We start from the raw sequence: 26,802 nt of genomic DNA on the forward strand, positions 1-26,802 counted from the left end.
CGTCCCCATGTCCTGCAGGCACGCCGCCCTGCAGCGCATCGCTGCAGGGTCGCCCGCCCACCCATACCGAGAGATGCACCGATGACCGATACCGCTTCCCCGCTGTTCACGCCGCTGCGCCTGGGCGCGATCGCACTGGCCAACCGCATCGTGATGGCGCCGCTGACCCGCAACCGCGCCGAAGGCGAAGGCCGCATCCCCTCGCCGCTGGCCGCCGAGTACTACGGCCAGCGCGCCAGCGCCGGCCTGCTCATCGCCGAGGCGACCCAGATCAGCCCGATGGGCCAGGGCTACAAGGACACCCCGGGCATCTACAGCGACGCGCAGGTCGCGGCCTGGAAGAACGTCACCGACGAAGTGCACCGCCGCGGCGGCAAGATCGTGCTGCAGTTGTGGCACGTCGGCCGCATCTCCCACGTCAGTCTGCTGCCGGGCGGCGCCGCGCCGGTCGCTCCCAGCGCGCTGCGTGCCGACGCCAAGACCTTCACCGCCGAGGGATTCACCGATGTCTCCGCGCCGCGCGCGCTGCGCCTGGACGAGATCCCCGGGCTGATCGAGGACTTCCGCCGTGCCGCCCGCAACGCCATCGCCGCCGGCTTCGACGGCGTGGAAGTGCATGCCGCCAACGGCTACCTGATCGACCAGTTCCTGCGCGACGGCAGCAACCACCGCGACGACGCCTACGGCGGCAGCATCGAGAACCGTACGCGCCTGCTGTTCGAAGTGGTGCAGGCGGTGGCGCAGGAGATCGGCGCCGACCGTACCGGCGTGCGCCTGTCGCCGGTGACCCCGGCCAACGATGCGCGCGACAGCGATCCGCAACCGCTGTTCGAGCGCGCGGTGGAACGCCTGGATCCGCTGGGCCTGGCCTTCGTGCACGTGATCGAAGGCGCCACCGGCGGCCCGCGCGACAACATCGCCTTCGACTATGCGGCGCTGCGCGCCAAGTTCCATGGCCCGTGGCTGGTCAACAACGGCTACGACAAGGCGCTGGCCGAAGACGCCGTGGCCTCCGGTCGCGCCGATGCGGTGGCGTTCGGCCGCCCGTTCATCGCCAATCCGGACCTGGTGGAACGGCTGCGCCGCGACGCCCCGTTGAACCAGGTAGACGCCGACACGCTGTACGGCGGCGGCGCCAAGGGCTACACCGACTACCCGACGCTGGACTGATCGCGTCCTGCGGCGGCACCGCATCGGTGCCGCCGCAACGGGCGATGCAGTTGCGCTTGCCCGCTCAGGCCTTGCGCAGGAAGCAGGTCTTCAGCACCAGGCCCTTGATCTTGTCCGAGTTGCCTTCGATGTGTTCGGCATCGTCCTCGACCAGGCGGATGCCGCGGATCACCGTGCCCTGCTTCAGCGGGATCGACGAGCCCTTGACCTTCAGGTCCTTGATCACGACCACCGTGTCGCCGGCCTGCAGCACGTTGCCGTTGCTGTCGCGCACCACCGTCGCCGCGTCGTTGGCGGCGTCGGCCGCGACCGGCCACTCGTGGCCGCAGTCCGCGCACACCCAGTTGGCGCCGTCGACGTAGGTGTTTTCCAGGGTGCATTGCGGGCAGGCGGGTGCGGCGGGCATGGGAGTCCTTGATACGGCGACGACGGCGAGCCGCCTATTGTAGCCGCCCGCCCCGTGCCGCCGTGCGGCCGCGCCAGCCGCAGGAACGCCATGTCCGCTTCGTCCGGGTCCCGCCTCGCGATCTACGCCGCGCTCGCCGGCAATCTCGCCATCGCCATCGCCAAGTTCGTCGCCGCGGGTCTCTCCGGCAGTTCGGCGATGCTCAGCGAAGGCGTGCATTCGCTGGTGGACACGGTCAACGAGCTGCTGCTGCTGTACGGCCTGCGCCGCGCCGCGCGCCCGGCCGATGAGATCCATCCGTTCGGCCACGGGCGCGAGCTGTACTTCTGGAGCTTCATCGTCGCCCTGCTGGTGTTCGCGCTCGGCGCCGGGGTGTCGCTGTACGAGGGCATCGCACATATCCGCGATCCGCAGCCGGCCAGCGACCACACGCTCAACTACATCGTGCTGGGGCTGTCGCTGTTGTTCGAGGGCGGCTCGTGGTGGGTGTCGCTGCGCGAGTTCCGCGCGCGCAAGGGCCGCCTGAGCTACCTGCAGGCGTTCCGCGAGAGCAAGGACCCGAGCCTGTTCACCGTGCTGGTGGAGGACAGCGCCGCGCTGATCGGCCTGCTGATCGCGCTGGCCGGGCTGCTCGCCGCGCAGTGGCTGGACATGCCGGAACTGGACGGCGTCGCCTCCGTCGGCATCGCCGCGGTGCTGGCCTGCTCGGCATTCGTGCTGGCGCGCGAGACCAAGGGCCTGCTGATCGGCGAGCCGGCGGCGCGCCCGCTCGGCGACGCGCTGCGGCGCATCGCCGCAGCCGATCCGGACGTGCGCGCGGTCAACGGCGTGCTCAGCGTGCAGATGGGGCCGGACCAGGTGGTGGCCGCGCTCAGCGCCGAGTTCGAGGACCAGCGCAGCACTGGGCAGATCGAGGCGTGCATCGAGCGCATCGAGGCCGCCGCACGCGCCGAGCACCCCGAGCTGCAGGCGCTGTTCGTCAAGCCGCAGACCCCGGAGACCTGGCTGGCGCGGCGCACCGCACTGCGCCAGCCGCCGCCGGCCTGAATGGCAGCGCGCCGGCGCGACTTGCGGCCCTGCGCCGCTTTTCGTTAGGGTAGCCGGGTAGCACCCCTCTCATCGCGCTGTGACCGTGCCGGCGTATCCCCCTTACTCACTGAACGAGGTTTCCCATGGAGATCGCCAACGGGCTTGTCGCCACCATCCACTACACCCTCACCGACGACGCCGGTGAAGTGATCGACCAGTCCTCGCCGGACAATCCGCTGAGCTACCTGCACGGCGCCGGCAACATCGTGCCGGGCCTGGAAAAGGCGCTGACCGGCAAGCGCACCGGCGAGTCGGTCAAGGCCGACGTGATCCCGGCCGAGGGCTACGGCCCGCGCCACGAGCAACTGGTGCAGCAGGTGCCGCGTGGTTCGTTCCCGGATGCCGCATCGCTGGCGCCGGGCATGCAGTTCCAGGCGCAGACCGACCAGGGGCCGCTGCTGGTCACGGTCACCGAGGTCGGCGAGCAACTGGTGACCATCGACGGCAACCACCCGCTGGCCGGGCAGGTGCTGCATTTCGCGGTGGAAGTGGCCGGCGTGCGCGAGGCCACCGAGCAGGAAAAGAACCAGGGCCACGCCGGCGCCGCCCTGTAAGCGGCCCGGTTTCGCGTCCCCCACGAGGCCCGCCGATGCGGGCCTCGTGCGTTTGAGGCCGCGCTTGCGTCGCGCGGCGGCTTGCCCCACAGTGCGCGGCCCCTCCCGCCCCGGCACCGTCATGCGCCTCGGTATCGACTTCGGCACCAGCAACTCCGCCGCCGCCGCGGTGATCGACGGCCGCGTGGTGCCGATCGACTTCGGCGCGCAGCAGCAGTTCCGCACCACGGTGTACTTCCCCGAGGTCATGCGCGACCCGGCCGAGTTCGACCTGACCCCGGCGCTGGAACGGCAGGTGGACGAGCTGATCGAGTCCGGCCGCCGCGACGCGCTCGCCGCCGGGCGCGAACGCAGCCCCGAGGCGCTGCGCCGCGACGCCATCCGGGTGGTGCGCCGGCAGTGGATGGAAACGCAGATGCGCGAGCCGCGCAGCTCGGCGGCGCTGCTGCAGAACGCGGTGTACGGCGATGACGCACTGGACGCGTATTTCGTCGAGGGCGAAGGCAACCTGGTGCAGAGCCCCAAATCGATGCTGGGCTACAACCTGCATCCGCGCGCGCGCCAGACCATCACCGGCATCGCCGCGCACATTCTCGAACACATCCGCCTGACCGCCTCGCAGCAACTGGGCGTGCAGGTGCGCCGCGCCCTGCTCGGGCGCCCGGTGCAGTTCCGCAGTTCGATCGGCGAGGCCGGCAACGCGCAGGCGCTGGAGATCCTGCACAGCGCCGCGATCACCGCCGGCTTCGACGACGTCGCCTTCCTGGAGGAGCCGGCCGCCGCGGCGATGCACTACCACGCGGTCAGCCGCGAGCGCCACGCCGCGGTCGTGGTCGACATCGGCGGCGGCACCACCGACATCGCCTACGCCAGCGTCGGCGGCGACGCCGCGCCGCAGGTGCACCGCGCCTGGGGCATCCCGCGCGGCGGCACCGACATCGACCTGGCGCTGAGCCTGGCCGGGTTCATGCCGCAGTTCGGCCGCGGCCTCACCCGCGTGCCCTCGCATCACTACGTCGAAGCGGCGATGGTGCAGGACACCACCCGCCAGCGCGATTTCCGCCAGCACCGCTACGACGCCGTGCCGGCGCCGTACGAGGCGCGCCTGCAGGCGCTGCAGGAACCCGGCAATACCGCGCGCCTGTACCGTGCGGTGGAGCGCAGCAAGATCCGCCTCAGCGACGCCGAGCGGCACGCCGAGACGCTGGACTACATCGAAGCCGGGCTGCAGGTGCAGGTGCACGCCGAGGAACTGGTGCAGGCCGCACGCAGCTACCTGGAGGCGCTGCAGGACCTGCTGGCGCAGGTCCGCCAGGACATCGGCGGCGATCCGGCCGCGGTGTTCCTGACCGGCGGCATGTCGCGCGCCGGCTACCTGCAGCGCCTGGTCGCCGCAGCCTTCCCGCAGGCGCGCCTGGTCCATGGCGATCCTTCGTTCGGCGTGGTGCAGGGCCTGGCGCTGGCCGCCGCGCAGGACTAGCGCAGCACGGGCCTGGCGGCACGCCCCCGCCCGGCCACGCCCGACCGGCGCACTGCCTGCGGCCGGCGTTGTTCATACTGCGGCGGCGCGACTGGCGTAGCATGGCGGCACGCTTCAGCGTCACGTCGCTACGCGCGTCTCGTCCGGCCGTTCCTGTCGCCCGACTCGCCCCCTCTCGCGCCACCCTCCGTCCCGTGACAGGCCGGATCCTTCGGAGCGCCATGTCTTCCGCCCCTGCCACGCTCCAGGCCCAGCGCCTGGCGTCGCCGCTCCAGCCACCTCGCCGGCCGACACGCCCGGATCGCGGCGGCTGCGCATGACCGAGCCGATGCGGGACACGGCGGAACCGGCCGTCGCCTGCGACCGCTGCGACGCGATCTGCTGCCGCCTGACCGTGCTGGTGATGCCGGACGACCAGGTTCCCGAGCATCTCACCGAATACACCCGCGAGGGTCTGCACGTGATGGCGCGCGACGAGGACGGCTGGTGCGTGGCGGTGGATGGCGCGCGCATGTGCTGCTCGATCTACGCGCAGCGCCCAGCGATCTGCCGCAAGTTCGCGATGGCCGGCCCGTACTGCCGCGAGATCCGCCGCACCCACCACGAGCAACTGACCCGTGGCATTCCCCTGACGATGTACTGACTGCAGGAGTTCCAGCATGGCACGACCGACCAGCACCACCGCTTCGCCCAGCGCACGGAACACGCGCGGCGCCAGCGCCGGCGCCGACAAGGCGCAAAAGGGCCTGAGCCGCGAGCGCATCGAGGCCGACCTGGCCGCCTTCCACCAGGCCGGCGGCCGCGTCGAGGTGCTCGGCACCACCCGTGTGCTGAAGAAGGTCGACGTCGCCGACGCAGGCTGACGCCCGCCCGCGCATCGCGCGCCGCCAGCGCGCGTGCCTGCGTCAGGACACCGCGAGAACGTGGGCGCCGGTCCGCGCCGAACGATGGCGCACCGCCCGGCATGCCACGACGGCGCCTCTGGTCCGGTGTCGACGCCCGCAACGGCCAGGTCCGATGCGGCGTCTTCGGGAGCCAGCGCCGGGCCGAAGCACGGCGCCGCCTTCACGCCGAAAGCGCATACTGCGATCTCTTCCACGGTCTCGTTTCGGCATGCTCCTGCGCTCCCTGTCCGCCGAACTCGGCCAGCCCGCCTGCGGCAACTGTCGCGATGGCGAGCCGCTGGATTTCGCCGTGCGCATGGCGTTCCAGCCGATCGTCGATGCGGCCACCCGCTCGATCTACGCCTACGAGGCGCTGGTGCGCGGCGAGGACGGCAGCGGCGCGGCGGCGGTGCTGGCGCGGGTGCGCCCGCAGCAGCTGTACCGCTTTGACCAGACCTGTCGGGTGCAGGCCATCGCCACCGCCGCGCAGTTGGGCCTGCGCACGCGCCTGTCGATCAACTTCATCCCCAACGCGGTGTACGAGCCGGCGACCTGCATCCGCCTGACCCTGAAGGCAGCCGAGCACTTCGGCGTGCCGACCGGCGACCTGATCTTCGAGATGAGCGAGTCCGAACGCATCGCCGACCTGCCCAAGGTCGTGCGCATCCTGCGCGACTATGCGCAGCGCGGCTTTCTCACCGCGATCGACGACTTCGGCGCCGGCCACTCCGGCCTGAACCTGCTCGCCGACTTCCAGCCGCACCTGATCAAGCTGGACATGGCGCTGATCCGTGGCATCGATGCCAGCGCCGCGCGCCGTCATATCGTCGGCGGCATCGTCGCGATGGCCGTGCCGCTGGGCTGCCGCGTCCTCGCCGAGGGCGTGGAAACGCCCGAAGAGTACCGCGCACTGCGCGCGCTGGGCATCGATCTCTACCAGGGCTATCTGTTCGCCAGGCCGGCATTGGAAGCCTTGCCGGACGTCACCGATGCGCAGTGGGAGGCGCTGGAACGCGCCGGTTGAGCGGCGCGCTGCCGCAACGCACGGCAGCACGACTTGCCCGCGGCGGCCACGCTTGCGACCATCGCGCCTCCCTGTACGTTTGCCGATGTGCGATGCCTTCGCTGCATACCTTGCTGCCGCCGTGGACACACCGCTGGCTCGACGTGATCGTGCCCGGCGCGCAGATCGTGCTGATCGTGCTTGCGGCCTGGCTGCTGCGGACCGTGCTGCGGCGGCTGATCCGGCGCCTGGGCGAGCACCATGCGCTGCCGCCGGAACTGGTGCTGATGGCGCGCCGCGGCAGTGGCTTCGTGATCTACGCGGCGGCGCTGCTGCTGATTCTCGACCGCTTCGGCGTGTCCGGCACCGTGCTGTGGACCGCCTTCACCGGCTTCGCCGCGGTCGCGGCGGTGGCGTTCTTCGCTGCGTGGAGCGTGCTGTCCAACATCTTCTGCACGCTGCTGATCTTCACTACGCGCCCGTTCCGCCTGCACGACCACATCGAGCTGCTGGAGAACGGCGAGAAGGCGGGATTGAAGGGCCAGGTGATCGACATCAACCTGATCTACACCACGCTGCGCGAGCAGCACGACGAAGGCGAGAGCGTGCTGCAGATTCCCAACAGCCTGTTCTTCCAGCGCAGCACGCGCCGCTGGCGCGGCCACCCGGTGCCGCCCGGACTGGGCTGAGCGCCGCAATACGCACGCCGATGCTGACGCCATCCACATGACGCAGCCGGTATGGTCGATGCCAGCCGCCCAGCGCGGCGATCTTCCCTTCCCGACCAGGTACAGCATGGAATCCGTCATTCATCCGTTCGCCGACCTCTTCGCCCAGCTCGGCCTGCCCAACAGCGAGCCGGAGATCCGCCAGTTCATCGCCCAGCACGGGCCGCTGCCCGATGGCATGCGCCTGGAAGAGGCACCGTTCTGGACGCCCGCACAGGCGCAACTGCTGCGCGAGGAGCGCCTGGAGGACGCGGATTGGGCGATCGTGGTCGATCAGCTCAACATCGCGCTGCACGCGCAGCCCAAGCCGGAATCCGACCGCGCCGGCTGAGCCTCAACGCAGCTGGCTGTCCTTGCTGCCGCGGCGGTTGTAGCCGCTGTGCTCGTGCTGCGCGCGGTCCTGCGCGTCCTGGCAGGCCACGCACAGACGTACGCCCGGCACCGCCTTGCGCCGCGCCTCGGGGATCGGCGCATCGCAGTCCTCGCAATGGCTCAACCCCGGGCCCTGCGGCAGTTGGCTGCGCGCCCGCTTGATCGCATCTTCCACGGTCGCATCGATCTGGTCCTGCACCGCGCCGTCGCCTGCCCACCCGGTGGCCATGGTCGTCTCCGCACTGTTGCCTTGCCTGGATGATGCGGCCGGCACCGACGAATGCAATGCACACCGGCTTCACCTAGCCGAGACGTTCATGCGGCGCCACGCCGCACTCACCAGATCAGGTCGTCCGGGACCTTGAACTGGCTGTAGTACGGATCGTCCTCGCCGCTGGCCGGCGTTGCCGACAGCGCGTCGAACACGATGGTCGCCGGGTCGCGCGCGACGATCTTCTCCACCACCGCGCGCGGCACCGGCACATAGCCGGCATCCAGCCGCGCGATCGCCACGCTGCCGGCGATCAGCTGCGTGCGCAGCGCCGCATCCACGCGCAGTCGCTGGATCTTGCCGGCATCGGTGAAGTGGTAGTCGATCTCGCCGTCGGCCTTGAGCTTATGGCTCTCGACCAGTTGCCGCGCCTGCGCCCGCTGCTCCTGCACGCGGGCCTGCGCATTGCGCTCGGCGGACAGCGCGCGGTCGCGCTCCACCCGCTCCTGCCGCAACCGCTCGCTCTCCAGTTGCTCGGCGCTGGGCGGCGGCGGGGTCTTGCCCTGGCGCGCCTTGGCCTGCTCGCGCGCGACCTGCGCCACCTGGCTCTTCTTCACCAGGCCGGCCTTGAGCAGTTGCTCCTGCAGGGGATTGCGCATCGGAAGCGTCCACGGACTCGGAATCGGGAGGCGCATGATACCCGCAGCGCCTGTCTCCGCCCGCGAAAGCCGCAACCGCGGACAGCACGCGGCACGCTAAGGTAGCGGCATGGACACCCTGCGCTATCTCGTCGGCTACCCGCCCCAGGTCCTGGACCAGGTGCGCGAGCTGATCGCGCGCCAACGCCTGGGCGACTGGCTGCGCAGACGCTACCCCGAGGCCAACACGGTGCGCACCGATCGTCAATTGTACGACTACACGCAGGCGCTGAAGGATCGCTGCATGCGCAGCGCCGAGCCGCTGCACAAGGTGATCTACGACAACCGCCTGCAGGCGGTGAAGCATGCGCTCGGCACCCACACCACGGTGTCGCGGGTGCAGGGCGGCAAGCTCAAGGCCAGCCGCGAGATCCGCATCGCCGGGGTGTTCCGCGATGCGCCGGCAGCGTTCCTGCCGATGATCGTCGCCCACGAACTGGCGCACCTGAAGGAAAGCGCGCACAACAAGGCCTTCTACCAACTGTGTGCGCACATGACGCCGGACTACCACCAGCTGGAATTCGACCTGCGCCTGTACCTGACCCAGTTGGAGCTGACCGAGCGCTGAGACGCGGTGGCGTGCGGCCGCCGCCCGGCGCCCGTACACTGCGCCCCCGACCGATCGCATACTGCCGATGTCCAGCCCCATCCGTCTCGACAAGCATCTCGCCGCCCTGCTGCCGTGTTCGCGCGGCGAGGCGCAGCAGTACATCGAGGGCGGCTGGGTCAGCGTGGACGGCGTGGTGGTCGAGGAACCGCAGACGCCGATCACCACCGAGCAGGTGACGCTGGCGCCCGACGCGCAACTCGGCCCGGCGCAGGCGGTCACGCTGCTGCTGCACAAGCCGGCCGGGATGCGCGCCGAAGACGCGCTCGCATTGGCGACGCCCGGCAACCGCAGCGCGCTGGATACCGGCGACATGCGTGTGCTCAAACGCCATTTCCTGCGCCTGAGCATGCCGCTGCCATTGGAGACCGAGGCCAGCGGATTGCTGGTGCTGAGCCAGGACCGCCGCGTGCTGCGGCGGCTGAGCGAGGACGCGGCCACGCTGGAGCAGGAGTTCGTGGTGGAGGTCAGCGGCACCTTGCAGCCCTACGGCCTGCATCGGCTCGCGCACGGCCTGCGCCATGGCCAGCGCACGCTGCCGCCGTGCAAGGTCAGCTGGCAGAGCGAACAGCGCCTGCGCTTCGCGATCAAGCACGTGCAGCCGGGCCAGCTGCACGACATGTGCGCGCAGGTCGGGCTGCAGGTGACCGGGCTGCGCCGCCTGCGCATCGGCCGCATCCCGCTGGGCAAGCTGGCGCCGGGCGAGTGGCGCTATTTGCCGGAAGGCGAGCGGTTCTGAGGGGCGGCGGGTGCGGCGGCGGCGATCATTGTTGCCAGCGGTCGCACCCTCACCCCAACCCCTCTCCCGGGGGGAGAGGGGCTAGAAGCGCGCGGCTGCTTAGGGCTTTGCGAGCGCGCGCTGGATGGCCTGCTCGGCCAGCGGTGCCATCACCGCATAGCCGGCGTTGTTGGGATGCACGCCGTCGATGGCCACGGTCTTGTCCATGCCGCCGTCGCGGTTGCTCAGCTTGCTGTAGTAGTCCAGGTACACCGCACCCTGCTGCTGCGCGTACTGCTGCATCCAGCTGTTGAGCGCGCGCACCTTCTGCGCCGGTTGCAGGCCCGGGCGCCACGGATAGTCGGTCACCGGCAGCACCGAGGCCAGCACCACCTTGATGTGGTGGGCCTGCGCAAGCTCGGTCATCGCACTGAGGTTGTCCTCGATCATCTCCAGGGTGGACAGCCCGGTGTTGCCGGCCAGGTCGTTGGTGCCGGCCAGGATCACCACCACCGCCGGCTTCAGGTCGATCACGTCCTGGCGGAAGCGCACCAGCATCTGTGCGGTGGTCTGCCCGGAGATGCCACGATTGACGTAGGCGGACTTGCCGGGGAAGAACGTGGTGCCTTCGCGCCGGCCCCAGGCGTCGGTGATGGAGTCGCCGTAGAACACCACGCGCGGGGCGTCCGCGGCCGGTGCCGGCAGCGCGGCATTGTCGGCGCGATAGCGCTGCAGTTGCGCCCAATCGAGCAGGCGCTGCTGCATCGCCTTCACTTCGTCGGGCTTGAGCGTGTCCGGCGCACGCGTGTACAGCGCATCGACCTTGCCCTCCAGCGCCGCGGTGTTCGTGGGCGTTGCCGCCTGCACGGCGCCAGCGGCAGTGGCGCACAGCGCGATGGCGAGGGACAACAGCGAGGGGCATTTCATCGAGGCATTCCTTGTGCGGACAACGGTGATCGCGCAGTGTAACCAACCGTCCGTATTGCCCATGCGGCGCTGCCGCAGCGCCGCCGCGACCGCGTCGTGTCGCATGCGATTCAGCCCGTGCTCACGCGACGACGAGCGCTGGCAAGATCGATGGCGCATATCGCCGCACTCCAGCGCCACGTGCGTTGTGACGCACCGTCGCGGCTTGGCGGCACGCGGCTGCGACCGCCATCGCACCGTGCAGCGACATGCGTCACGCGCATGCCGCGCCGATGACAGCGCGATGCCGTCGCCATCGTTTTTCGCTATCGCCGCAACCTTTTGCGAACGCCCTAACTTTTTCGTAAGTACATGACACACAAGGATTTCCGCTTCTAGGATGACCGCGGACGTGACGGGGGGATCCTCACTCCCAAGCCCGAAGGACATCCATGAAAACGCGTGATGCACACCAGAACCTCTCCCGCCTGCGGCTGGCGTTGATTCCCGGCTTGATGTTCAGCGCAATGGCGATGGCGCAGTCCGCAGGCACTGCAGCGGCGGCGACCGACACCAGCGCCGCCAGCGCGCAATGGCGCAGTACGTTCTCCGGCGGCGCACCGTTCGCCACGCACAGCCTCTGGGACAGTGCCGGCGGCGGCTTCCTCAACACCCGCTTCGCGCCCGGCGAATGGCAGATCACCCCGTTCAACGCGGCGCGCCTGAAGACTGCGTGGACCTTCACCACGCAAGGCGACGTCTCGGCCACGCCGACCGTGCAGGGCACGGCGCTGTACGTTCCCGACTGGGGCGGCCAGCTGTATCGCATCGACACCGACCTGGGCAAGGCGGTGTGGCAGGTGAAGCTGGCCGACTACACCGGCATCGCCGGCTCGCTGTCGCGCAACAGTCCGGCGATCGCGCGCGACAGCATCCTGGTCGGCGACCAGGCCAGCGGCACGGTCCTGGCGATCGACAAGACAACCGGCAAGCTGCTGTGGAAGACCCTGGTCGAGTCCAACCCGCAGGCGCGCATCACCGCCTCGCCGGTGATCTACGGCGACCGCGTGTACGTCGGCGTGTCCTCCGGCGATTGGGGCGGTCTGACGCCGGGCTACAAGTATTCGTTCCGCGGCAGCGTCGCCGCGCTGGACCTGAAGACCGGCAAGCTGCTGTGGAGCTTCCGCACCACGCCCGAGGGCTACACCGGTGCGTCGGTGTGGGGCACGCTGGCGATCGATCCGCTGCGCCAGCGCGTCTACGCCACCACCGGCAACAACTACTCGGTGCCGACCGAGGTCGCCAGTTGCGTCAAGAACGCCAACGGCGACAAGACCGCGCAACTGGCGTGCATGGCACCGGACAACTACGTCGATTCGGTGCTGGCGCTGGACATGCGCAGCGGCAAGCCGGTGTGGACGCGCCGCCTGCAGGGCGCCGACGCCTGGTCGCTGTCGTGCCTGGTCGCGCCGACCAATGGCCTGTGCCAGGACCCGCAGGGGCCGGACTACGACTTCAGCGGCGGCGGCGCCAACCTGTTCACCGCGATCCGCAACGGCAAACCGCAGGCGCTGGTCGGTGCCGGCCAGAAGAGCGGCGTCTACTGGGCCTTCGACGCCGACACCGGGCAGGCCGTGTGGTCGACCCAGGTCGGCCCGGGCGGCACCGCCGGCGGCATCGAATGGGGCTCGTCAGTGGATCCGTTCTCCGGTCGCGTGTACGTGGCCATCAACAACAACGAGCACACGCCGTACACGCTGGCGCCGGGCAACACCGAAACCTGGAACGCCGGCTCCTGGGCCGCGCTGGATGCGGCCAGCGGCAAGATCCTCTGGCAGGTCAAGGTGCCGGGCACCGATCCGGTGCAGACCGCGTTCGGCGCCGGCGGCCGCGGCCCGCTGGCGTCGTCGCCGGGCCTGGTCTATGCCGGCTCGATGTCCGGCGCGATGACCGTGCTCGATGCCAGGACCGGCGCCACCCTGTGGAGCTTCGACGCCGGCGGTTCGGTGTCGAGCGCACCGGCGATCGTCGATGGTGCGGTGTACTGGGGCGCCGGCTACAGCCGTTTCAACTTCGGCACCGGGGTCAACAAGCTGTACAAGTTCGTGCCGTCGAACCGGCGCTGAGCGCAGCCCGCGCTCGCCGCCATGCGTGCATCGCCTCTCCTGCGCACGCGGGAGCGGCGATGCGGCATCGGGTTGGGACACACCGACTCGCGCGGGCATAAAAAAGGCCGGCGGGCTCCGTTTTTCACGAAGCCCGCCGGCCTGTCGGCGTGTTGCTCAGTTGAACGTGTAGTCCAGCGTCAGGAACATTTCCCGGCCATTGTACTCGCTCGCGGTCTGCCCGGTGGTGACGAACTCGAAGCCGCCGGCGTAGTACGGAATCGCACCGACCTTGTCGAAGATGTTCGACACGGCGAGCTTTGCGTGCAGATCCGGCGTGATCTGCAGGCCGACCGAGCCGTTCCAGGTGATCCACGCCGGCGCATGGCCCCGGTAGGTGGTGTCCTGCACGGTGACCTGGTTGCCGTCCTGGGTGACCTGGCAGACGCCGGTGGAGATCGTCTCGCCGCCATTGGACACGGTCACCATGCTCGGCTGGATGCCGTTGGGCAGCACGTCGCAGCCGGCGTAGTTCGGTGCGCGCATCCGGCCGTTGCGCACGCCGGAGATCGACACGTTCCAACGGCCCTTGGTCCAGTCGGCGATCCAGGTCATGCGGCTGGCCACGTTCTGGTAGCGGGTGTTCTGCAACGGATCCGACGCCAGCACGCGCTGCTTGTACGACAGGTTGTTGGTGTAGTTGATGCCGGCGCGGAAATCGCCGTAGCCATCGGTGTGGAACTTGTAGTCCAGCGTCGCATCGACGCCGGCCACGTACAGCGAGGCTTCGTTGATCGGGCCGGACTGCACCGAAACGATCTGGCCGTTGGCGTCGCGCGTCACCATCTGGGTGACCATCCGGCAGTACTCCGATCCGGCCACGTGCGCCGTGTACGGCGACAGGCCCGAGGTGCCGTTCGGCTTCAGGCCGGTCAGGCAGCCTGCCTCGTCGGCGAGCACGGTGTCCTGGCCCAGGTACTGGATGGCGTTGTCCACGCCCATGTTCCAGTAGTCGGCCGACACCGAAAGCCCCTGCACGCCCGGCACCTGCCAGACGAAGCCGTAGGTCCACGAGTGCCCGGTCTGCGGCAGCAGCAGGCGGCTGCCGTTGGTGTAGAGCGTGTAGTACTGCGAGGTCGGGCGCTGCACGCTGTTGCACCAGGTGTTGTTGTTCTGCCCGGCCTTGATCGCGTTCACGCACTGCAGCGGGTCGGCATAGAAGCCCACCGGCGAGGTCGACCCGGTCAGGTAGATGGCCTGCATGTCCGGCGCCTTGAAGTTGGTGCCGTAGCTGCCGCGCAGCAACAGACCGTCGTACGGGCGCCACTCCAGGCCCGAGCCCCAGGTACGGGCGATGTCGGCACGGCTGGCGTCGTTGTACTTGTCCAGGCGACCGGACAGCGTCCAGGTCACCGTGTCCAGCACCGGCAAGCGGAACTCCGTGCCCAGCGAAAAGCGCTGCCGGGTGCCGGCACCGGTGAGATAGGCGCCGAACGGATTCTGGAAGGTGGACGGATCGGCCGCGCGCGGGTCGGGCGACAGCTTGAAGCCGTTGTGCGCCGCTTCGAACACCGCGGCCCAGCCCACCGACCGATCGGCCCAGGGCAGCTTGAACAGGTCGCCGTTGACGCGCAGTTGCGCCTGGTCGAGCCAGGACGACGCGGTGTTGACGCCGGTCACCGCGAACTGGTCGTACTGCTGCGGGGTGATCGGGTTCCAGAACTGCTGCCAGTTGAACGCGTAGATCGGCAGGCCGTTCGCGGTGGTGCCCTGCTGCTGGCCGAGGAAGAAGTTGTTGGTGGCCTGCGCGTTGTAGCCGGTGAACTCCTCGCGGACGATGTACTTCTGGGTGTTGAGGTTGAGGTCCCAGTTGAAGCGGCCGTCGAACACGGTGCCGCGCAGGCCGGCCTGCAGGTTCCAGTTGCGCTCGCGGTCGTAGGTGTTGGCGCTGACGCCGATCTCTTTCTGGGTCAGCTGGCGGATCACCTGGTTGACCGTCTGCCCGGTGGTCTGGTCGTAGAACGGACCGGCACTGAACACGTTGAGCTGCGTGTTGGAGATGCCCACGGTCTGGTACAGCGCGGCCGAGCCGTAGAACTGCAGGCCGTTCTGGAAATCGTATTCGCCCGACAGATAGCCGCTGTTGCTGATGCTGCCCGGGGTCAGCACCCAGTTCTGGAACAGCGCCGGCTGCGCGCAGTAGAAACCGTTGTCGGTGACGCCGGTGACCTGGGCGCCGTTGGTGGTCACCGAGTGCGACTGGGTCAGGCGCGAGTTGCTGAACTTGTCGCAGGTGCCGGCGGGCGGCGTGATGTAGCGGCCGTTGGCGTCGGTGGCCGACAGTGCGATGGCGCCGGCGGCGTCGTACTGGTAGCCGAACATGCGCGAGGCGGGTCCCCAGGCGCCGTAGCCCGCGTCGGCCACGGAATCCTGGTAGGGCCGGTCCATGCCCCACAGCGCGCTGCGGTTGGAGTGCTCCAGGTTGTAGGTCACGTGCCAGTTGTCGCCCGCGCGGCCACCGACGAAGTTGATGTCGCCATAGTCGCGGCCGCCGCGCGTCGCGCCGCCCAGGGTGACCTGCAACTGATTGCCCTGATAGTCCTTCTTCAGGATCACGTTCACCACGCCGGCGACCGCATCCGAGCCATAGATCGACGACGCGCCGGAGGCCAGCACTTCGATGTGATCGATCATCCCGGTGGGGATGTTGTTGAAGTTCTGGAAGTTGCTCTGCTTGTTGAGCGGCTGCGGGTAGTCGACCACGCGATGGCCGTCGATCATCAGCAGGCTGAACCCGGGGCCGAGTCCGCGCAGGTTCACCGAGCGCGCATTGACCGAACTGGAGCCCCACGACGCCGGGTCGGACACCTGCTGGCCCACCTGCGGCAGCGAGTCGAGGAATTCCCACAGCGTGGTGTAGCCCTGCTTCTTGATCTCTTCGCCGGTGATGGTGACCACCGGCGCAGGGCCTTCGACCTCCACCCGCGGGATCAGCGATCCGGTGACCGTCACCGCCTTGAGTTCGACCGGCTTGTCGGCCTTGCCGGCGCCACCGGGCGGGGCCGCGCTGTCGGGCGCGGATTGCGCCATGAGAGAAGGCGCCCACAGCGCGAGCGCAACGGAACTGGCGATGAGTCCACGCCGGAAAGCGATTCTATTCACTGGTCTCCCCCACAGGAGCGATCGATGTTCGAGATGTGCCCAGCCCGCCCTAGCCCCCTGGCCTCGCGCGGGCCGTCCGCGAGGCGGTGCATACACGAACCAAAAGTTCATATATGTGACGCCAGCGTTATAGGCCGAATTTGAATCGATGCAAGCTGCGTTGCAGCACAACGCGATTCGATTTAAGTAATTGAATCTACTGAAATTTGTCGGAAAGATTACAGAAAGGTAACCACCGGCCTCCGATTGCCCGCGCCGGCACGCCAAGGCAGTCCGTTCCGCGGGGATTGGCGCGCACCGTCAGCGCCCCAGGTGGATCCGAAGGCGCACCCTTGCCCGGCCGACACGTGTGACAGGCGATCCGCCCGCTGCGTCGCGCCGCCCCTGCGTCGCGATTTTCGCTGCAGATGGACAGGGTCCGGGTCACGTGCGCGGCATGGTGAAGCGCGCCGATGTGCCCGCCGTGGGCCGCGCTTCTTTCGCGCCATCACACGCAATGTGAGCAGCTGTCTACGAAACCGGCCTTCCGAGCGTGACGCCTGGCACGCAATCGCGGGGGCGTCGCCCGTAGCCTCGGCAGGCACCCTGAACTCGGGTGCAATGGCATCCGGTCCCCTGCCGGATGATCTCGTCCCTCTTCGCAAAAGGAAGATCGATGAATCGCAAGCATGCGTTGTACCTGGCGTTGCTGGCTGGTATCGCCAGTCTGTCCCCCGTCGCCATGGCTGCCATTCCCCCAGCAGCCGAAATGGATTCCGCCCCGGTCGAAGCCCGCCCGGATGCCGCCGCGCTCGGTGGCGCCGAGCTGCGCAGCCTCACCCCGGGCAGCGCCCACGCGCCGCGCCTGATCGAGCTGGCCGCGCCCGACAGCACCAAGGCGGCGGCGATGAAGCAGGCACGCGGGCAACAGGTCAAGAACGGCCAGCCGCTGCAGATCGGCTTTTCCCGCGACGTCGCCAAGCCCGACATCAACCTGCGCCGCCTGGCCTGGCAAACCCTGCCCAATGGCGCGCAGGTCACCAGCTTCGAGATCGTCTCGACCAATGCGCAGGCGCTGCGCGCAGCGCTGCAACTCAGCGCCAGCGGCGCTCAGCCCGGCGATCCGCGCAAGGCGACGCTGCGCTTCGCCGGCGAGGATGGCCGCGTGTTCCAGCAGAGCGGCGCCGATTTCGCCGGCAGCCAGCCCGGCTGGTCGGCGGTGATCGCCGGCGCACGCATGGTGGTGGAGATCGAACTGCCGGCCGGCCAGTACCCGCAGGGCTTCGCGCTGAAGATCCCGCAGCTCTCGCACCTGGACATCAGCCCGGTGGCCAGCGACACGATGATGCGGCCGATGATCGGCGAGAGCGATTCGTGCGAGCGCGACATCGTCTGCCGCGCCAATCCGACCTCCGGCTTCACCTCGGCGGCCAAGTCGGTGGCGCGCATGACCTTCACCAGCGGCGGCAGCACCTATCTGTGCACCGGCACCCTGCTCAACAACAGCAACTCGCCGAAGAAAGCGATGTTCTGGAGCGCGGCGCACTGCATCAGCACCCAGACCGTGGCCAATACGCTGCAGACCTACTGGTTCTACGACGCCACCACCTGCGGCGGCTCCACGGTCAATTCCAACTACACCACGCTCGGCGGCGGCGCCTACCTGCGCTATACCAACACCACCCGCGACACCACGCTGCTTGAGCTCAAGAGCGCTCCGCCGAGCGGCGCGTTCTACGCGGGCTGGAGCAGCTCGGCGATCGGCTCCACCGGTACCGCGATCGAGGGCATCCACCACCCGGCCGGCGACGTCAAGAAGTACTCGCTGGGCAAGGTCACCGCGCTGTCCAGCTCCATCGATGGCAAGTCGCCGCTGTATCGCGTGCAGTGGAGCACCGGCGTCACCGAAGGCGGCTCGTCCGGCTCCGGCCTGTTCACCGTCAACAGCAGCGGCGCCTATCAGTTGCGCGGCGGCCTGTATGGCGGCACCTCGTACTGCAGCGCGCCGAGCGATCCGGACTACTACTCGCGCTTCGCCGACGTGTATTCGTCGATCCAGCAGTACCTGAGCCCGTAAGCCAAGGTCCGGGAGGGCCGTACTCCCGCACCTGCGCCTAGGACAGGCCGTCTCACACGGGCGGCCTGTCCGTTTCGCACGCGGTGGCGCACACCGGCTACACTCGACGCATTCCCCTACCGGCAGATGCGCATTGGCCAAGCCCAACTACTCCTTCGAAAAGCGTCAGCGCGAGCTGGCCAAGAAGAAACAGCAGGAAGAAAAAGAAGCGCGCAAGCGCGAAGCGCGTGCCTCAGCCGCCAAGCCTGCCGCGGACGGCGACGCCGCACCGAACGAAGCCGACACCGCCAGCGACGCCTAGCCGTCGCGGCATCGCAGGCGCCTGCCGCCCAGCGTGATGCTTCCCTCCATTGCCCCTGTCGCGCGACGTGCCTGCATCGACGCGACATGAGCGGCCGCGCTCAGCCGACCTTCTTGGCGAGCATCGTGCCCAGCACGAACAGCACCAGGGCGATGACGATGCCGGCCCAGAACAGGAACTTGGCGACGCCCATCGCTGCGCCCGCCACGCCGCTGAAGCCGAGCGCGCCGGCGATGAGTCCGATGATGGCGATGATGATGGCCCACTTGATCATGATGCGGTCTTCCCGAAACGAGGACAGGCGCACGCCGTGACGGCGTGCACTGGCGCCGACAGACGGCCGACGCTGATGCCGGAGACTAGCCAGCGCGGGATGCGCACGCGGTGAAACGCGGATGCACGCGCCGTGCACGCATCGCACGGCACGGCCTGGCGCTCAGGCGATGCCCCTCTGCGCAGGCGACGACGCTTCGGCCGGCAGGCGCGCCGGACGCCACGCTGCGCGGCGCCGCGGCGGATCGGCCCGGTCGGCGAAGGTAGCGCTGCAGGCCTGTGGCATCCGCACCGCGCGTGCGGCAGCACGACCTGCATGTTGGCGATGCAGCACCGCGGCGTCAGGCACGGGAACCCGCGCGTGGCGCGCACCGCCTCTGCACATCCCCTCCACCCTCCCGTCACGGACCGCGCGCGCGGCTCCCGGCACAGTGCAGCCGGGCACTGTCGCCCGCTCGGAGATCCGCATGGCCAGCCCGCAGGAACTGGAAGAGAAATTCTGGAAGGCATTGAAGTCCGACCGCACCGTGATGCTGGGTCTGGACGGCGTCGAGGACGGCCACGCGCGTCCGATGACCGCGCAGTTCGAGGGCGATCGCGGCGGCCCGATCTGGTTCTTCACCTCCAAGGACAACGCGCTGGTGCAGAAGCTGACGCAGAGCCAGCGGGTGATCGCGGCGTTCAGCGCCAAGAACCACGATCTGTTCGCCAGCATCAGCGGCACCCTCAGCGTCGACAACGACCAGGCGGTGATCGAGCGCCTGTGGAACGGCTTCATCGACGCCTGGTACGAACAGGGCAAGGACGATCCAAAGCTGGCGCTGCTGCGCCTGGATCCGGATCACGCGCAGATCTGGCTCAACGGCTCGAGCCTGATGGCCGGCATCAAGGTGCTGTTCGGCATCGATCCCAAGCGCGACTACCAGGACAAGGTCGCCGACGTGCCGCTGCGCTGAGCGGCACGCGACGCAATGCACGCCAGCCGGCCGCATGCCGGCTGGCCATGCACGATCAGGTCCGCGAGGTCAGCGGCAGCCGCTGACGGATCGCCTCGCGCAGCACGCGTTCGCATTGCCGGGTGGCGGCATCCACGTCGTTCTCGGCCAATGCCTCCGCGCGCGCCAATGCCGCCAACGCGGCGCCCGTGTCGCCACGCTGCGCCGCCATCAGCGCCTGGCAGCGCGGACGCAACGCCGGACTCGTCCAATCGATCTCCGCATTCAGTGACGCATCCAGGGGATCTGCCTGGTCGGCGCCGGCCATGGCACGCGAGAACGCGAGTTCGCAGCGCAACAGCGCGACCAGGGTGTGCCAGGCTTCGGCGACCGGCGCAGGCAGCGTCGCGACCTGCTCTTCGAAAACCGGCTGCAGGGCAGCGATCTGCGCCCACTCGCCACGGATCTGCATGGCTTTCAGCGTGAACCAGACATAGAAAAACCAGCCGTCGCCGTCCGCGAGCAGAGCCAGGCGGTGTGCCGGCAGCTTGTCCGCGGTGACGCCGCGCAGCGAGAGGCCATTGAGTTCGGCCAGCACCTCGGCCAGGGCGTCCGGATCGCGCCGCCGTGCATGCTTCAGCAACTTCAGGCCGTCGCTGCCGCCGAGCGCGCTCTGCAACGGCACCAGATTGCCCAACCCGACTGCCAGATTGAACACGGCTGCGCCGATGCAGAACGCGCCACTGCTGCTGCCCAGCCCCAGGCGCCATGCCAGGAATCCGCATCCGGCCGCCACCAGCAGGTTGGCCAGCGGACCTCCGGCGATCAGCATTAGATACTGGCGGCGCACTGCCGCATACGGGTTCGGCACCGCCAGCACGACGCCCGTGTTGTCGCCTTGCCGCGTGCGTTGCCAGCGAACCCGCCAGCCGCGGCGCCGCGCAAGCAGGTGCAGTGGGCCGACCCGCACCATGGACACGGTCATGCCGACCGCGCGCGCCGCCAACGCGTGTCCGCCTTCGTGGATCGCAATCGTGGCGAACACCGCCAGCGGGAAGATCAGCAGCATCGCCAGAAAGGGCGCCAGCGCCGACGTGACCACGTGCGCCAGGGCCATGCAGCCGGCGACCATCGCCAGGTTGCCGACAATGATCAGGACAAGGCGCACACCTTTGAGCACGGCGTCGAGCCAGGGCGGTGCGGCCCATGCGGTGCGCGTTTGGTCGATGGCGCTCATCCGCGTCCACCCCGTTGGAGCGCGCCTCGCCCCGCCTCGCGCAGCACCCCACTGCGATCGCGCCCTGCCCCGCACCGCTGCTGGCGCGATCTGCCAAGTCCTTGCACGGTTCGCCGGCGCCGTCCGATCGCCCACGCGCCGCGACTAGCGGCGATAGCGCACCGCCAACTGCGCGGCCGCCGCGGCGCGCTGCCGACGCAGGGCAAGGCCGAGCGGGCTCATGGTGGCGACATCGGCGTCGCCCGACTGCTCCTCCAGGGCGCGCTGCACCCGCGGCGACAGGCCCCAGTCCGCGGAAATGGCCTTGGCGCAGTGCGCCGACCACGCCTCCAGCATCTCGGTCATCGCCGCCGGCGTCGGGGCTGCCTCGGCGTGGCGTGCATGGACATCGCGCAGCACCTGCACCACCGAGACCGCGCCCAACCCGCACAACAGCGCCAGCAATTGCGCGGCGTTCGCATCCTCGCGGTCCGGGACCTGCGAGGCGGCATGCGCCGACAGCAGGGTGTGTTCCCACAGCACCGCCGCACAGCGGCCGAAGACGCTGCCGTCGTCGACGATCACCGGCTGCAGCAGCGCCGCCAGCACGATCTGGCGCAGGCCCTCGGTACCGAGCAGGGCCACCGCCCGCTCCAGGTTCTCGATCGGCTCGGGATGGCGGCGGTAGACGACGCTGTTGGCGATGCGCAGCAGGTTGCCGGCCAGCGCCGGGTCCTGGCCGAGGATCGTGGCGATGGAATGCGCGCCGGCGGCCGGATCGTTGATCGCGCGGGTGAGCTGCGGCAGCAGATGCGGGCGCCGCGGCGTATAGCGCGGATGCGCGTCGATGCGCGCCAGCACCGCGGCGGCATCGGCCATGACCGCCGGCGCGACCGCGGCCGATGCAGTGACCGGCCGCCCGGCGAACGCCAGTTCGCATAGCCGCGCCAGGATCGCGGCGTCCGGCACCGGCTCCAGGTCGAGCAGCGCCGGATCGGCGAACGGGTCGACGCCCGGGTCCACGGCGTCGACAGGCGCGACTGGCGCGGTGCGTGCGGACGCGGCCGGCGTGTCGGGCAGGTCGGCATCGTCGGCGCTGAGGCGCGCCTGCCGCGCCTCGGCCGCGTCGCCTTCGCCACGGCGCAGCCACCACCAGAGCCCGGCTCCCAGCACCAGCACACCCGCACTGATGGCAATCCACATGATCGGCACGATCGTCGTCATCCGCAAAACATCGCCAGGTCCCCGCGCCCGGCCACCGGTGCGCGCCCATGCGGCGCGCCATGTCATTCAAGCACGCCGCGCGGTGTTCTGCGCAACGTCGGCGTCACGCGGCCGCCGACCTCCGTCAGGCGGTCATGGACAACGCGCGATCGCACCAGCCGGTGGCAAGCAAGCGGCGTGCCGCAGCGTCCGCCGGCGCCCCGTCCAGTTGCTGCGCCGATCTCCGCAGCGCAGCGCGCAGCGTGCGCGGCCGATCCGGGCCCAGGCCCAGGCGCGCCCGACGACTCGCCTCTCGGCGGCGACGGGACCGCGCGCGCTCAGTGCGGCGCCGGCGCGGGCACCGTGCGATGGCCGTAGCTGAGCACCCGGGTCAGCTTCCAGCCGTCCGGGTCCTGGCGCCACACCATCACGAACTTGGCGATGCCCTCGCAGCGGCCGCTGGCCAGTTCGCAGAAACGGTGTTCGCCTTCCTCGATCGCGCCGAAGTCCTTGACCGGGTAGACCCGCAACGTGCCGGGCAGCAATGCGCGGCGGACCTTGCCGCAGATCCATTTGCGCGTGTTGTCGACCACGCTCGCGCGGTCCCGGGTGACGCCGCCGGTGTCGTGGTAGAACTCCACGTCCGGCACGAACATGGACTCGAACACGGCCATGTCGCAGCGGTTGTAGGCGTCGAACAGGCGCTGGTCCAGCGCCGCGACGGTGTCGAACAGCGGCCCCGCGGCGCCGTCATCGGCCGGTTCCGCGGCACCGGCCACCGCCGTGCATGCCATCAGCCACAACGCTCCCCAGGTTTTCATCGGCAACCTCCCCATGTGTCGATGCGCCACTATGGGCCTGTCGCGACAGCGGCCGCAAGACGGCCGCATGCGGGCACGCGACCGGGTGCGCGATGCACGCCTGCCGCAGCGAGGCGCGCGCCAGGCATGCTCGCCGACGACGGCGTCTGCGCCTGTACCCGTCGGCGCTACATGTTGCGCCGATACTCGCCGCCCACCTCGTACAGGGCGTGGCTGATCTGGCCCAGGCTATGGGTCTTGACCGCCTCCATCAGCGCCGCGAACACGTTGCGGCGCTCGCGCGCGGTGCGCTGCAGCGCGCCCAGGCCGGCGCCGTCGGCGGCCAGCGCCAGCGCGTTGCGGCGCTGCTGCCAGTCGCGCACGTTGCCGATCTGCTGGTTCTTTTCCTGCTCGGTGGAACGGATCAGCTCGATCTCGGTCGCGGTCTCGCCGGCATGCTCCTTGGGCAGGAAGGTATTGACCCCGACCAGCGGCAGGCTGCCGTCGTGCTTCTTGTGCTCGTAGTACAGGCTCTCTTCCTGGATCTTGCCGCGCTGGTACATGGTGTCCATCGCGCCGAGCACGCCGCCGCGCTCGCTGATCGCCTCGAACTCCTTGTACACCGCCTCCTCGACCAGGTCGGTGAGCTGCTCGACGATGAAGCTGCCCTGCCAGGGGTTCTCGCAGAAGTTCAGCCCCAGCTCCTTGTTGATGATCATCTGGATCGCCACCGCGCGGCGCACGCTTTCCTCGGTCGGCGTGGTGATCGCCTCGTCGTAGGCGTTGGTGTGCAGGCTGTTGCAGTTGTCGAACAGCGCGTACAGCGCCTGCAGCGTGGTGCGGATGTCGTTGAACTGGATCTCCTGCGCGTGCAGCGAACGGCCCGAGGTCTGGATGTGGTACTTCATCATCTGGCTGCGTTCGTTGCCGCCGTAGCGCTCGCGCATCGCCCGCGCCCAGATCCGCCGCGCCACCCGGCCGATCACCGTGTACTCCGGGTCCATGCCGTTGCTGAAGAAGAAGCTCAGGTTCGGCGCGAAATCGTCGATGTGCATGCCGCGCGCCAGGTAGTACTCGACGATGGTGAAGCCGTTGCTGAGGGTGAAGGCGAGCTGGCTGATCGGGTTCGCCCCGGCCTCGGCGATGTGGTAGCCGGAGATCGACACCGAGTAGAAGTTGCGCACCTTCTGCTCGACGAAATACTGCTGGATGTCGCCCATCATGCGCAGCGCGAACTCGGTGCTGAAGATGCAGGTGTTCTGCGCCTGGTCCTCCTTGAGGATGTCGGCCTGCACCGTGCCGCGCACGCTGGACAGGGTCTGCGCCTTGATCTGAGCATAGGTCTGCGCGTCCACCAACTGGTCGCCGCTGACCCCGAGCAGGGCCAGGCCGAGGCCGTCGTTGCCCGGCGGCAGTTCGCCGTGATAGCGCGGGCGTTCGCGGCCTTCGAACAATCGCGCCAGGGTCTGCTCGGCCTGCGCCCAGCGCTGCGCATCGGCCTTGAGATGCTTCTCCACCTGCTGGTCGATGGCGGTGTTCATGAACATCGCCAGGATCATCGGCGCCGGGCCGTTGATGGTCATCGACACGCTGGTGGTCGGCGCGCACAGGTCGAAGCCGGAGTACAGCTTCTTCATGTCGTCCAGGGTCGGGATGTTGACTCCGGAGTTGCCGATCTTGCCGTAGATGTCCGGGCGCGGCGCCGGATCCTCGCCGTACAGGGTGACGCTGTCGAAGGCGGTGGACAGGCGCGCGGCCGGCTGGCCGACGCTCAGGTAGTGGAAGCGCCGGTTGGTGCGCTCGGGCGTGCCCTCGCCGGCGAACATGCGGATCGGGTCCTCGCCGGTGCGCCGGTACGGATACACGCCGCCGGTGTACGGATAGCTGCCGGGCAGGTTCTCCTTGCCGAGGAAGGTCAGCAGCTCGCCCCAGCTCCTGTAGCGCGGCGCGGCGATCTTAGGAATGGACTGGTGGCTCAGCGACTCCCGGTAGTTCTCCACCCGGATCGGCTTGCCGCGCACCGCATATTCGGTGACCGGATCGGTGATCGACTTCAGCCGCTGCGGCCACTCGCGCAGCAGCTTCAGCGATTCGCTGGACAGCGACTGCAACGCATCGTTGTAGCGCTGGCGCAGCAACAGCAGGCTGGCGTCCTCGGCAGCGTCGGCCGCCTCGGCGGCTGCGCGCGACGCCGGCAGCAGGTCCTGCGCCGCATACAGTTCCAGTTGCGCCGGCAACTGCGGATCCTGCAGTTCGTGCAGCGCCTGCCAGAATGCCTGCGCGCGGTCGGCGGCCTCGGCCTGGCGCAGCACCCCGGCATTGATCGCCCGGCCCTGCTCGGCGATCTCGGCCAGGTAGCGCACGCGTGCGCCGGGAATCAGCACGGTGGCGCGCGGCTCCTTCAGCGTGGTGTCGAGCTGCGGGCGGAAGTCGCAGTGCGGCGGCGGGCCCGCGGCGGCATCGGCCTGCGCGGTCAGCTTGTCGCGCAGCAGGCGGCACAGATTGACGAACATCCAGCTGACGCCCGGGTCGTTGAACTGGCTGGCGATGGTCGGATACACCGGCACCGCCTCGTCCTCCAGCTGGAACGCCGCACGGTTGCGCCGCCACTGCTTGCGCACGTCGCGCAGCGCGTCCTCGGCGCCGCGCCGGTCGTACTTGTTCAGCACCACCAGCTCGGCGAAGTCGAGCATGTCGATCTTCTCCAGCTGGCTCGGCGCGCCGTAGTCGCTGGTCATCACGTACACCGGGAAATCGACCAGATCGACGATCTCCGAATCGCTCTGGCCGATACCGGCGGTCTCCACGATCACCAGGTCGTAGCCGATGCCCTTGAGCAGCGCGATGCAGTCCTTCAGCACCCGATTGGTGGCGGCGTGCTGGCGCCGCGTGGCCATCGAGCGCATGTACACGCGCGGGCTGCGCAGCGCGTTCATGCGGATGCGGTCGCCGAGCAGCGCGCCGCCGGTACGGCGTCGGCTGGGGTCCACCGACACCACCGCGATGCGCATCTGCGGGAAGCTGGCCAGGAAGCGGTTGAGCAGTTCGTCGGTGACCGAGGACTTGCCGGCGCCGCCGGTGCCGGTGAGGCCGAGCACCGGTGCGGCGCGCCGGCTGCGCGGCTCGGCCGCGGACGCCGTGCCGGACTGCCACTGCTTGCGCAACAGCGCCAGTTCCGCCTCCGAGAACGCCCCGTCCTCGATCGCCGACAGCATCCGGCCGATCCCGATCTCGTCGTCGATGTCCGGCAGCGGGGAGCCGGCCGGCGTCGCGCCACGCGCGTCCGCCGCCGTCTGGCGCCCTTGCCCGGCACGCGCAACCACGTCCTCGATCATCTCCACCAGGCCCATCTTCATGCCGTCGTTGGGGTGGTAGATGCGCTCCACGCCGTAGGCCTGCAGCTCGGCGATCTCCTCGGGAGTGATGGTGCCGCCACCGCCGCCGAACACCCGCACATGGCCGGCGCCGCGCTCGCGCAGCATGTCCACCATGTACTTGAAGTACTCCACGTGGCCGCCCTGGTAGGACGACAGCGCGATCGCGTCGGCATCCTCCTGCAGCGCCGCGCGCACCACGTCCTCGACGCTGCGGTTGTGACCGAGATGGATCACCTCGGCGCCCTGCGCCTGGATCAGGCGGCGCATGATGTTGATCGCCGCATCGTGGCCGTCGAACAGGCTGGCGGCGGTGACGAAACGCAGGGGACTGGCGTCCGTCTGCGGCAACGGAACGCGGGACGCGGGAAGGCTCATCGTGCGGACATCGAAAAGAGAATGCCGCGATTCTAGGCGCGCAGCGCGACACGGGCAGGTTGCGCTGCAGCATCGGCGCCTGGTCGACGGGCCACCTGCACGACACCGCGCCTGGCTATCCGCTGCATGAATACGCTCTCGGCCGCGCGTCAACAGCCGCGCCGGTCGCGGCG

25 protein-coding genes are annotated in these 26,802 nt (G+C 69.3%); 15 read left to right on the forward strand and 10 right to left on the reverse strand.

Going from position 1 to position 26,802, the window contains the following annotated elements; translation table 11 throughout:
* Window positions 1-81 precede the first annotated feature (81 nt).
* Window positions 82-1,170, forward strand: coding sequence for an alkene reductase (locus PG878_RS14625; RefSeq protein ID WP_209031661.1), 1,089 nt, complete (start codon window positions 82-84; stop codon window positions 1,168-1,170).
* Window positions 1,171-1,234: 64 nt separating this feature from the next.
* Here the strand turns inward: PG878_RS14625 and PG878_RS14630 are convergent, their stop codons facing one another.
* Window positions 1,235-1,576, reverse strand: a complete 342-nt coding sequence (locus PG878_RS14630; RefSeq protein ID WP_017908239.1) for a zinc ribbon domain-containing protein YjdM — start codon at window positions 1,574-1,576, stop codon at window positions 1,235-1,237.
* Window positions 1,577-1,666: 90 nt separating this feature from the next.
* Here PG878_RS14630 and PG878_RS14635 point away from each other — a divergent pair, with 90 nt between their 5' ends.
* The 8 genes from PG878_RS14635 to PG878_RS14670 all read left to right on the forward strand — a co-directional run bounded on the left by PG878_RS14635 (window position 1,667) and on the right by PG878_RS14670 (window position 7,645).
* Entirely contained in the window at window positions 1,667-2,623 is a 957-nt protein-coding gene (locus tag PG878_RS14635; RefSeq protein WP_209031660.1) for a cation diffusion facilitator family transporter, read from the forward strand.
* 125 nt (window positions 2,624-2,748) lie between these two features.
* Window positions 2,749-3,219, forward strand: a complete 471-nt coding sequence (locus tag PG878_RS14640; RefSeq protein WP_010342327.1) for an FKBP-type peptidyl-prolyl cis-trans isomerase — start codon at window positions 2,749-2,751, stop codon at window positions 3,217-3,219.
* 121 nt (window positions 3,220-3,340) lie between these two features.
* Entirely contained in the window at window positions 3,341-4,699 is a 1,359-nt protein-coding gene (locus PG878_RS14645; protein WP_209031659.1) for an Hsp70 family protein, read from the forward strand.
* 316 nt (window positions 4,700-5,015) lie between these two features.
* Window positions 5,016-5,342, forward strand: coding sequence for a YkgJ family cysteine cluster protein (locus PG878_RS14650; RefSeq protein ID WP_209031658.1), 327 nt, complete (start codon window positions 5,016-5,018; stop codon window positions 5,340-5,342).
* Window positions 5,343-5,358: 16 nt separating this feature from the next.
* Entirely contained in the window at window positions 5,359-5,562 is a 204-nt protein-coding gene (locus PG878_RS14655; protein ID WP_209031657.1) for a hypothetical protein, read from the forward strand.
* A 250-nt stretch (window positions 5,563-5,812) separates the two neighbouring features.
* The gene (locus PG878_RS14660) at window positions 5,813-6,607 is read left to right on the forward strand and encodes an EAL domain-containing protein (protein WP_209031656.1); all 795 of its coding nucleotides are present in this window, start codon (window positions 5,813-5,815) and stop codon (window positions 6,605-6,607) included.
* Window positions 6,608-6,699: 92 nt separating this feature from the next.
* Complete coding sequence (locus tag PG878_RS14665) at window positions 6,700-7,275, forward strand: mechanosensitive ion channel family protein (protein ID WP_209031655.1); 576 nt, start codon at window positions 6,700-6,702, stop codon at window positions 7,273-7,275.
* 106 nt (window positions 7,276-7,381) lie between these two features.
* Window positions 7,382-7,645 (forward strand): DUF2789 domain-containing protein, encoded by a 264-nt coding sequence (locus PG878_RS14670; RefSeq protein ID WP_209031654.1) that lies wholly within the window; start codon window positions 7,382-7,384, stop codon window positions 7,643-7,645.
* A 3-nt stretch (window positions 7,646-7,648) separates the two neighbouring features.
* On the opposite strand, the gene PG878_RS14675 is transcribed toward PG878_RS14670, so the two are convergent.
* Both PG878_RS14675 and PG878_RS14680 read right to left on the reverse strand, forming a co-directional pair.
* Window positions 7,649-7,915 carry a DksA/TraR family C4-type zinc finger protein gene (locus tag PG878_RS14675; protein WP_010342319.1) on the reverse strand — a complete coding sequence of 89 codons (267 nt, stop codon included), beginning with the start codon at window positions 7,913-7,915 and terminating at the stop codon, window positions 7,649-7,651.
* A gap of 107 nt (window positions 7,916-8,022) precedes the next feature.
* Window positions 8,023-8,556, reverse strand: a complete 534-nt coding sequence (locus PG878_RS14680; RefSeq protein ID WP_209031653.1) for a DUF2058 domain-containing protein — start codon at window positions 8,554-8,556, stop codon at window positions 8,023-8,025.
* Between the two features lie 109 nt (window positions 8,557-8,665).
* Here PG878_RS14680 and PG878_RS14685 point away from each other — a divergent pair, with 109 nt between their 5' ends.
* Together PG878_RS14685 and PG878_RS14690 are read left to right on the forward strand one after the other, a co-directional pair.
* Window positions 8,666-9,163, forward strand: a complete 498-nt coding sequence (locus PG878_RS14685) for a M48 family metallopeptidase (protein ID WP_209031652.1) — start codon at window positions 8,666-8,668, stop codon at window positions 9,161-9,163.
* A 67-nt stretch (window positions 9,164-9,230) separates the two neighbouring features.
* Window positions 9,231-9,941: an rRNA pseudouridine synthase gene (locus PG878_RS14690; RefSeq protein ID WP_209031651.1), complete on the forward strand. Its 711-nt coding sequence runs from the start codon at window positions 9,231-9,233 to the stop codon at window positions 9,939-9,941.
* A gap of 99 nt (window positions 9,942-10,040) precedes the next feature.
* Here the strand turns inward: PG878_RS14690 and PG878_RS14695 are convergent, their stop codons facing one another.
* The gene (locus PG878_RS14695; RefSeq protein ID WP_209031650.1) at window positions 10,041-10,847 is read right to left on the reverse strand and encodes an SGNH/GDSL hydrolase family protein; all 807 of its coding nucleotides are present in this window, start codon (window positions 10,845-10,847) and stop codon (window positions 10,041-10,043) included.
* A gap of 506 nt (window positions 10,848-11,353) precedes the next feature.
* Here PG878_RS14695 and PG878_RS14700 point away from each other — a divergent pair.
* Window positions 11,354-12,952 (forward strand): outer membrane protein assembly factor BamB family protein, encoded by a 1,599-nt coding sequence (locus PG878_RS14700; protein ID WP_244672663.1) that lies wholly within the window; start codon window positions 11,354-11,356, stop codon window positions 12,950-12,952.
* Window positions 12,953-13,108: 156 nt separating this feature from the next.
* Here PG878_RS14700 and PG878_RS14705 read toward each other — a convergent pair whose 3' ends face one another.
* Window positions 13,109-16,021 (reverse strand): TonB-dependent receptor domain-containing protein, encoded by a 2,913-nt coding sequence (locus tag PG878_RS14705; RefSeq protein WP_209031648.1) that lies wholly within the window; start codon window positions 16,019-16,021, stop codon window positions 13,109-13,111.
* Between the two features lie 727 nt (window positions 16,022-16,748).
* On the opposite strand from PG878_RS14705, the gene PG878_RS14710 reads away from it, so the two are divergent.
* A complete protein-coding gene (locus tag PG878_RS14710; protein ID WP_209031647.1) occupies window positions 16,749-18,149 on the forward strand; it encodes a trypsin-like serine peptidase in 1,401 nt (466 codons plus the stop codon).
* 133 nt (window positions 18,150-18,282) lie between these two features.
* The gene (locus PG878_RS14715; RefSeq protein ID WP_209031646.1) at window positions 18,283-18,450 is read left to right on the forward strand and encodes a hypothetical protein; all 168 of its coding nucleotides are present in this window, start codon (window positions 18,283-18,285) and stop codon (window positions 18,448-18,450) included.
* Between the two features lie 100 nt (window positions 18,451-18,550).
* Here the strand turns inward: PG878_RS14715 and PG878_RS14720 are convergent, their stop codons facing one another.
* Window positions 18,551-18,724, reverse strand: coding sequence for a DUF1328 family protein (locus tag PG878_RS14720; protein WP_209031645.1), 174 nt, complete (start codon window positions 18,722-18,724; stop codon window positions 18,551-18,553).
* 466 nt (window positions 18,725-19,190) lie between these two features.
* Here PG878_RS14720 and PG878_RS14725 point away from each other — a divergent pair, with 466 nt between their 5' ends.
* Window positions 19,191-19,679 carry a pyridoxamine 5'-phosphate oxidase family protein gene (locus PG878_RS14725; protein WP_010342308.1) on the forward strand — a complete coding sequence of 163 codons (489 nt, stop codon included), beginning with the start codon at window positions 19,191-19,193 and terminating at the stop codon, window positions 19,677-19,679.
* 55 nt (window positions 19,680-19,734) lie between these two features.
* Here the strand turns inward: PG878_RS14725 and PG878_RS14730 are convergent, their stop codons facing one another.
* From PG878_RS14730 to PG878_RS14745, 4 genes are all read right to left on the reverse strand, one after another.
* The gene (locus PG878_RS14730; RefSeq protein WP_209031644.1) at window positions 19,735-20,895 is read right to left on the reverse strand and encodes a M50 family metallopeptidase; all 1,161 of its coding nucleotides are present in this window, start codon (window positions 20,893-20,895) and stop codon (window positions 19,735-19,737) included.
* 144 nt (window positions 20,896-21,039) lie between these two features.
* Window positions 21,040-22,077: an HDOD domain-containing protein gene (locus PG878_RS14735; RefSeq protein WP_244663863.1), complete on the reverse strand. Its 1,038-nt coding sequence runs from the start codon at window positions 22,075-22,077 to the stop codon at window positions 21,040-21,042.
* A 338-nt stretch (window positions 22,078-22,415) separates the two neighbouring features.
* Window positions 22,416-22,898: a nuclear transport factor 2 family protein gene (locus PG878_RS14740; protein ID WP_209031642.1), complete on the reverse strand. Its 483-nt coding sequence runs from the start codon at window positions 22,896-22,898 to the stop codon at window positions 22,416-22,418.
* A gap of 167 nt (window positions 22,899-23,065) precedes the next feature.
* Window positions 23,066-26,629, reverse strand: coding sequence for a methylmalonyl-CoA mutase family protein (locus tag PG878_RS14745; protein WP_209031641.1), 3,564 nt, complete (start codon window positions 26,627-26,629; stop codon window positions 23,066-23,068).
* Between the last annotated feature and the right edge of the window lie 173 nt (window positions 26,630-26,802).

The organism is Xanthomonas hawaiiensis (assembly GCF_031834635.1).
In the GTDB taxonomy this organism is placed as follows: Bacteria; Pseudomonadota; Gammaproteobacteria; order Xanthomonadales; family Xanthomonadaceae; genus Xanthomonas_A; species Xanthomonas_A sacchari.

Bases quoted from the DNA above. Each gene is read 5' to 3' on its own strand.
- PG878_RS14655 (WP_209031657.1), top strand. From the start codon at position 5,359: ATGGCACGACCGACCAGCACCACCGCTTCGCCCAGCGCACGGAACACG.
- PG878_RS14695 (WP_209031650.1), bottom strand. From the start codon at position 10,847: ATGAAATGCCCCTCGCTGTTGTCCCTCGCCATCGCGCTGTGCGCCACT.
- PG878_RS14740 (WP_209031642.1), bottom strand. From the start codon at position 22,898: ATGAAAACCTGGGGAGCGTTGTGGCTGATGGCATGCACGGCGGTGGCC.
- PG878_RS14675 (WP_010342319.1), bottom strand. From the start codon at position 7,915: ATGGCCACCGGGTGGGCAGGCGACGGCGCGGTGCAGGACCAGATCGAT.
- PG878_RS14665 (WP_209031655.1), top strand. From the start codon at position 6,700: ATGCCTTCGCTGCATACCTTGCTGCCGCCGTGGACACACCGCTGGCTC.
- PG878_RS14720 (WP_209031645.1), bottom strand. From the start codon at position 18,724: ATGATCAAGTGGGCCATCATCATCGCCATCATCGGACTCATCGCCGGC.
- PG878_RS14725 (WP_010342308.1), top strand. From the start codon at position 19,191: ATGGCCAGCCCGCAGGAACTGGAAGAGAAATTCTGGAAGGCATTGAAG.
- PG878_RS14625 (WP_209031661.1), top strand. From the start codon at position 82: ATGACCGATACCGCTTCCCCGCTGTTCACGCCGCTGCGCCTGGGCGCG.
- PG878_RS14660 (WP_209031656.1), top strand. From the start codon at position 5,813: ATGCTCCTGCGCTCCCTGTCCGCCGAACTCGGCCAGCCCGCCTGCGGC.
- PG878_RS14645 (WP_209031659.1), top strand. From the start codon at position 3,341: ATGCGCCTCGGTATCGACTTCGGCACCAGCAACTCCGCCGCCGCCGCG.
- PG878_RS14640 (WP_010342327.1), top strand. From the start codon at position 2,749: ATGGAGATCGCCAACGGGCTTGTCGCCACCATCCACTACACCCTCACC.
- PG878_RS14650 (WP_209031658.1), top strand. From the start codon at position 5,016: ATGACCGAGCCGATGCGGGACACGGCGGAACCGGCCGTCGCCTGCGAC.
- PG878_RS14745 (WP_209031641.1), bottom strand. From the start codon at position 26,629: ATGAGCCTTCCCGCGTCCCGCGTTCCGTTGCCGCAGACGGACGCCAGT.
- PG878_RS14680 (WP_209031653.1), bottom strand. From the start codon at position 8,556: ATGCGCAATCCCCTGCAGGAGCAACTGCTCAAGGCCGGCCTGGTGAAG.
- PG878_RS14630 (WP_017908239.1), bottom strand. From the start codon at position 1,576: ATGCCCGCCGCACCCGCCTGCCCGCAATGCACCCTGGAAAACACCTAC.
- PG878_RS14730 (WP_209031644.1), bottom strand. From the start codon at position 20,895: ATGAGCGCCATCGACCAAACGCGCACCGCATGGGCCGCACCGCCCTGG.
- PG878_RS14705 (WP_209031648.1), bottom strand. From the start codon at position 16,021: ATGGCGCAATCCGCGCCCGACAGCGCGGCCCCGCCCGGTGGCGCCGGC.
- PG878_RS14670 (WP_209031654.1), top strand. From the start codon at position 7,382: ATGGAATCCGTCATTCATCCGTTCGCCGACCTCTTCGCCCAGCTCGGC.
- PG878_RS14690 (WP_209031651.1), top strand. From the start codon at position 9,231: ATGTCCAGCCCCATCCGTCTCGACAAGCATCTCGCCGCCCTGCTGCCG.
- PG878_RS14710 (WP_209031647.1), top strand. From the start codon at position 16,749: ATGAATCGCAAGCATGCGTTGTACCTGGCGTTGCTGGCTGGTATCGCC.
- PG878_RS14700 (WP_244672663.1), top strand. From the start codon at position 11,354: ATGGCGATGGCGCAGTCCGCAGGCACTGCAGCGGCGGCGACCGACACC.
- PG878_RS14685 (WP_209031652.1), top strand. From the start codon at position 8,666: ATGGACACCCTGCGCTATCTCGTCGGCTACCCGCCCCAGGTCCTGGAC.
- PG878_RS14735 (WP_244663863.1), bottom strand. From the start codon at position 22,077: ATGTGGATTGCCATCAGTGCGGGTGTGCTGGTGCTGGGAGCCGGGCTC.
- PG878_RS14635 (WP_209031660.1), top strand. From the start codon at position 1,667: ATGTCCGCTTCGTCCGGGTCCCGCCTCGCGATCTACGCCGCGCTCGCC.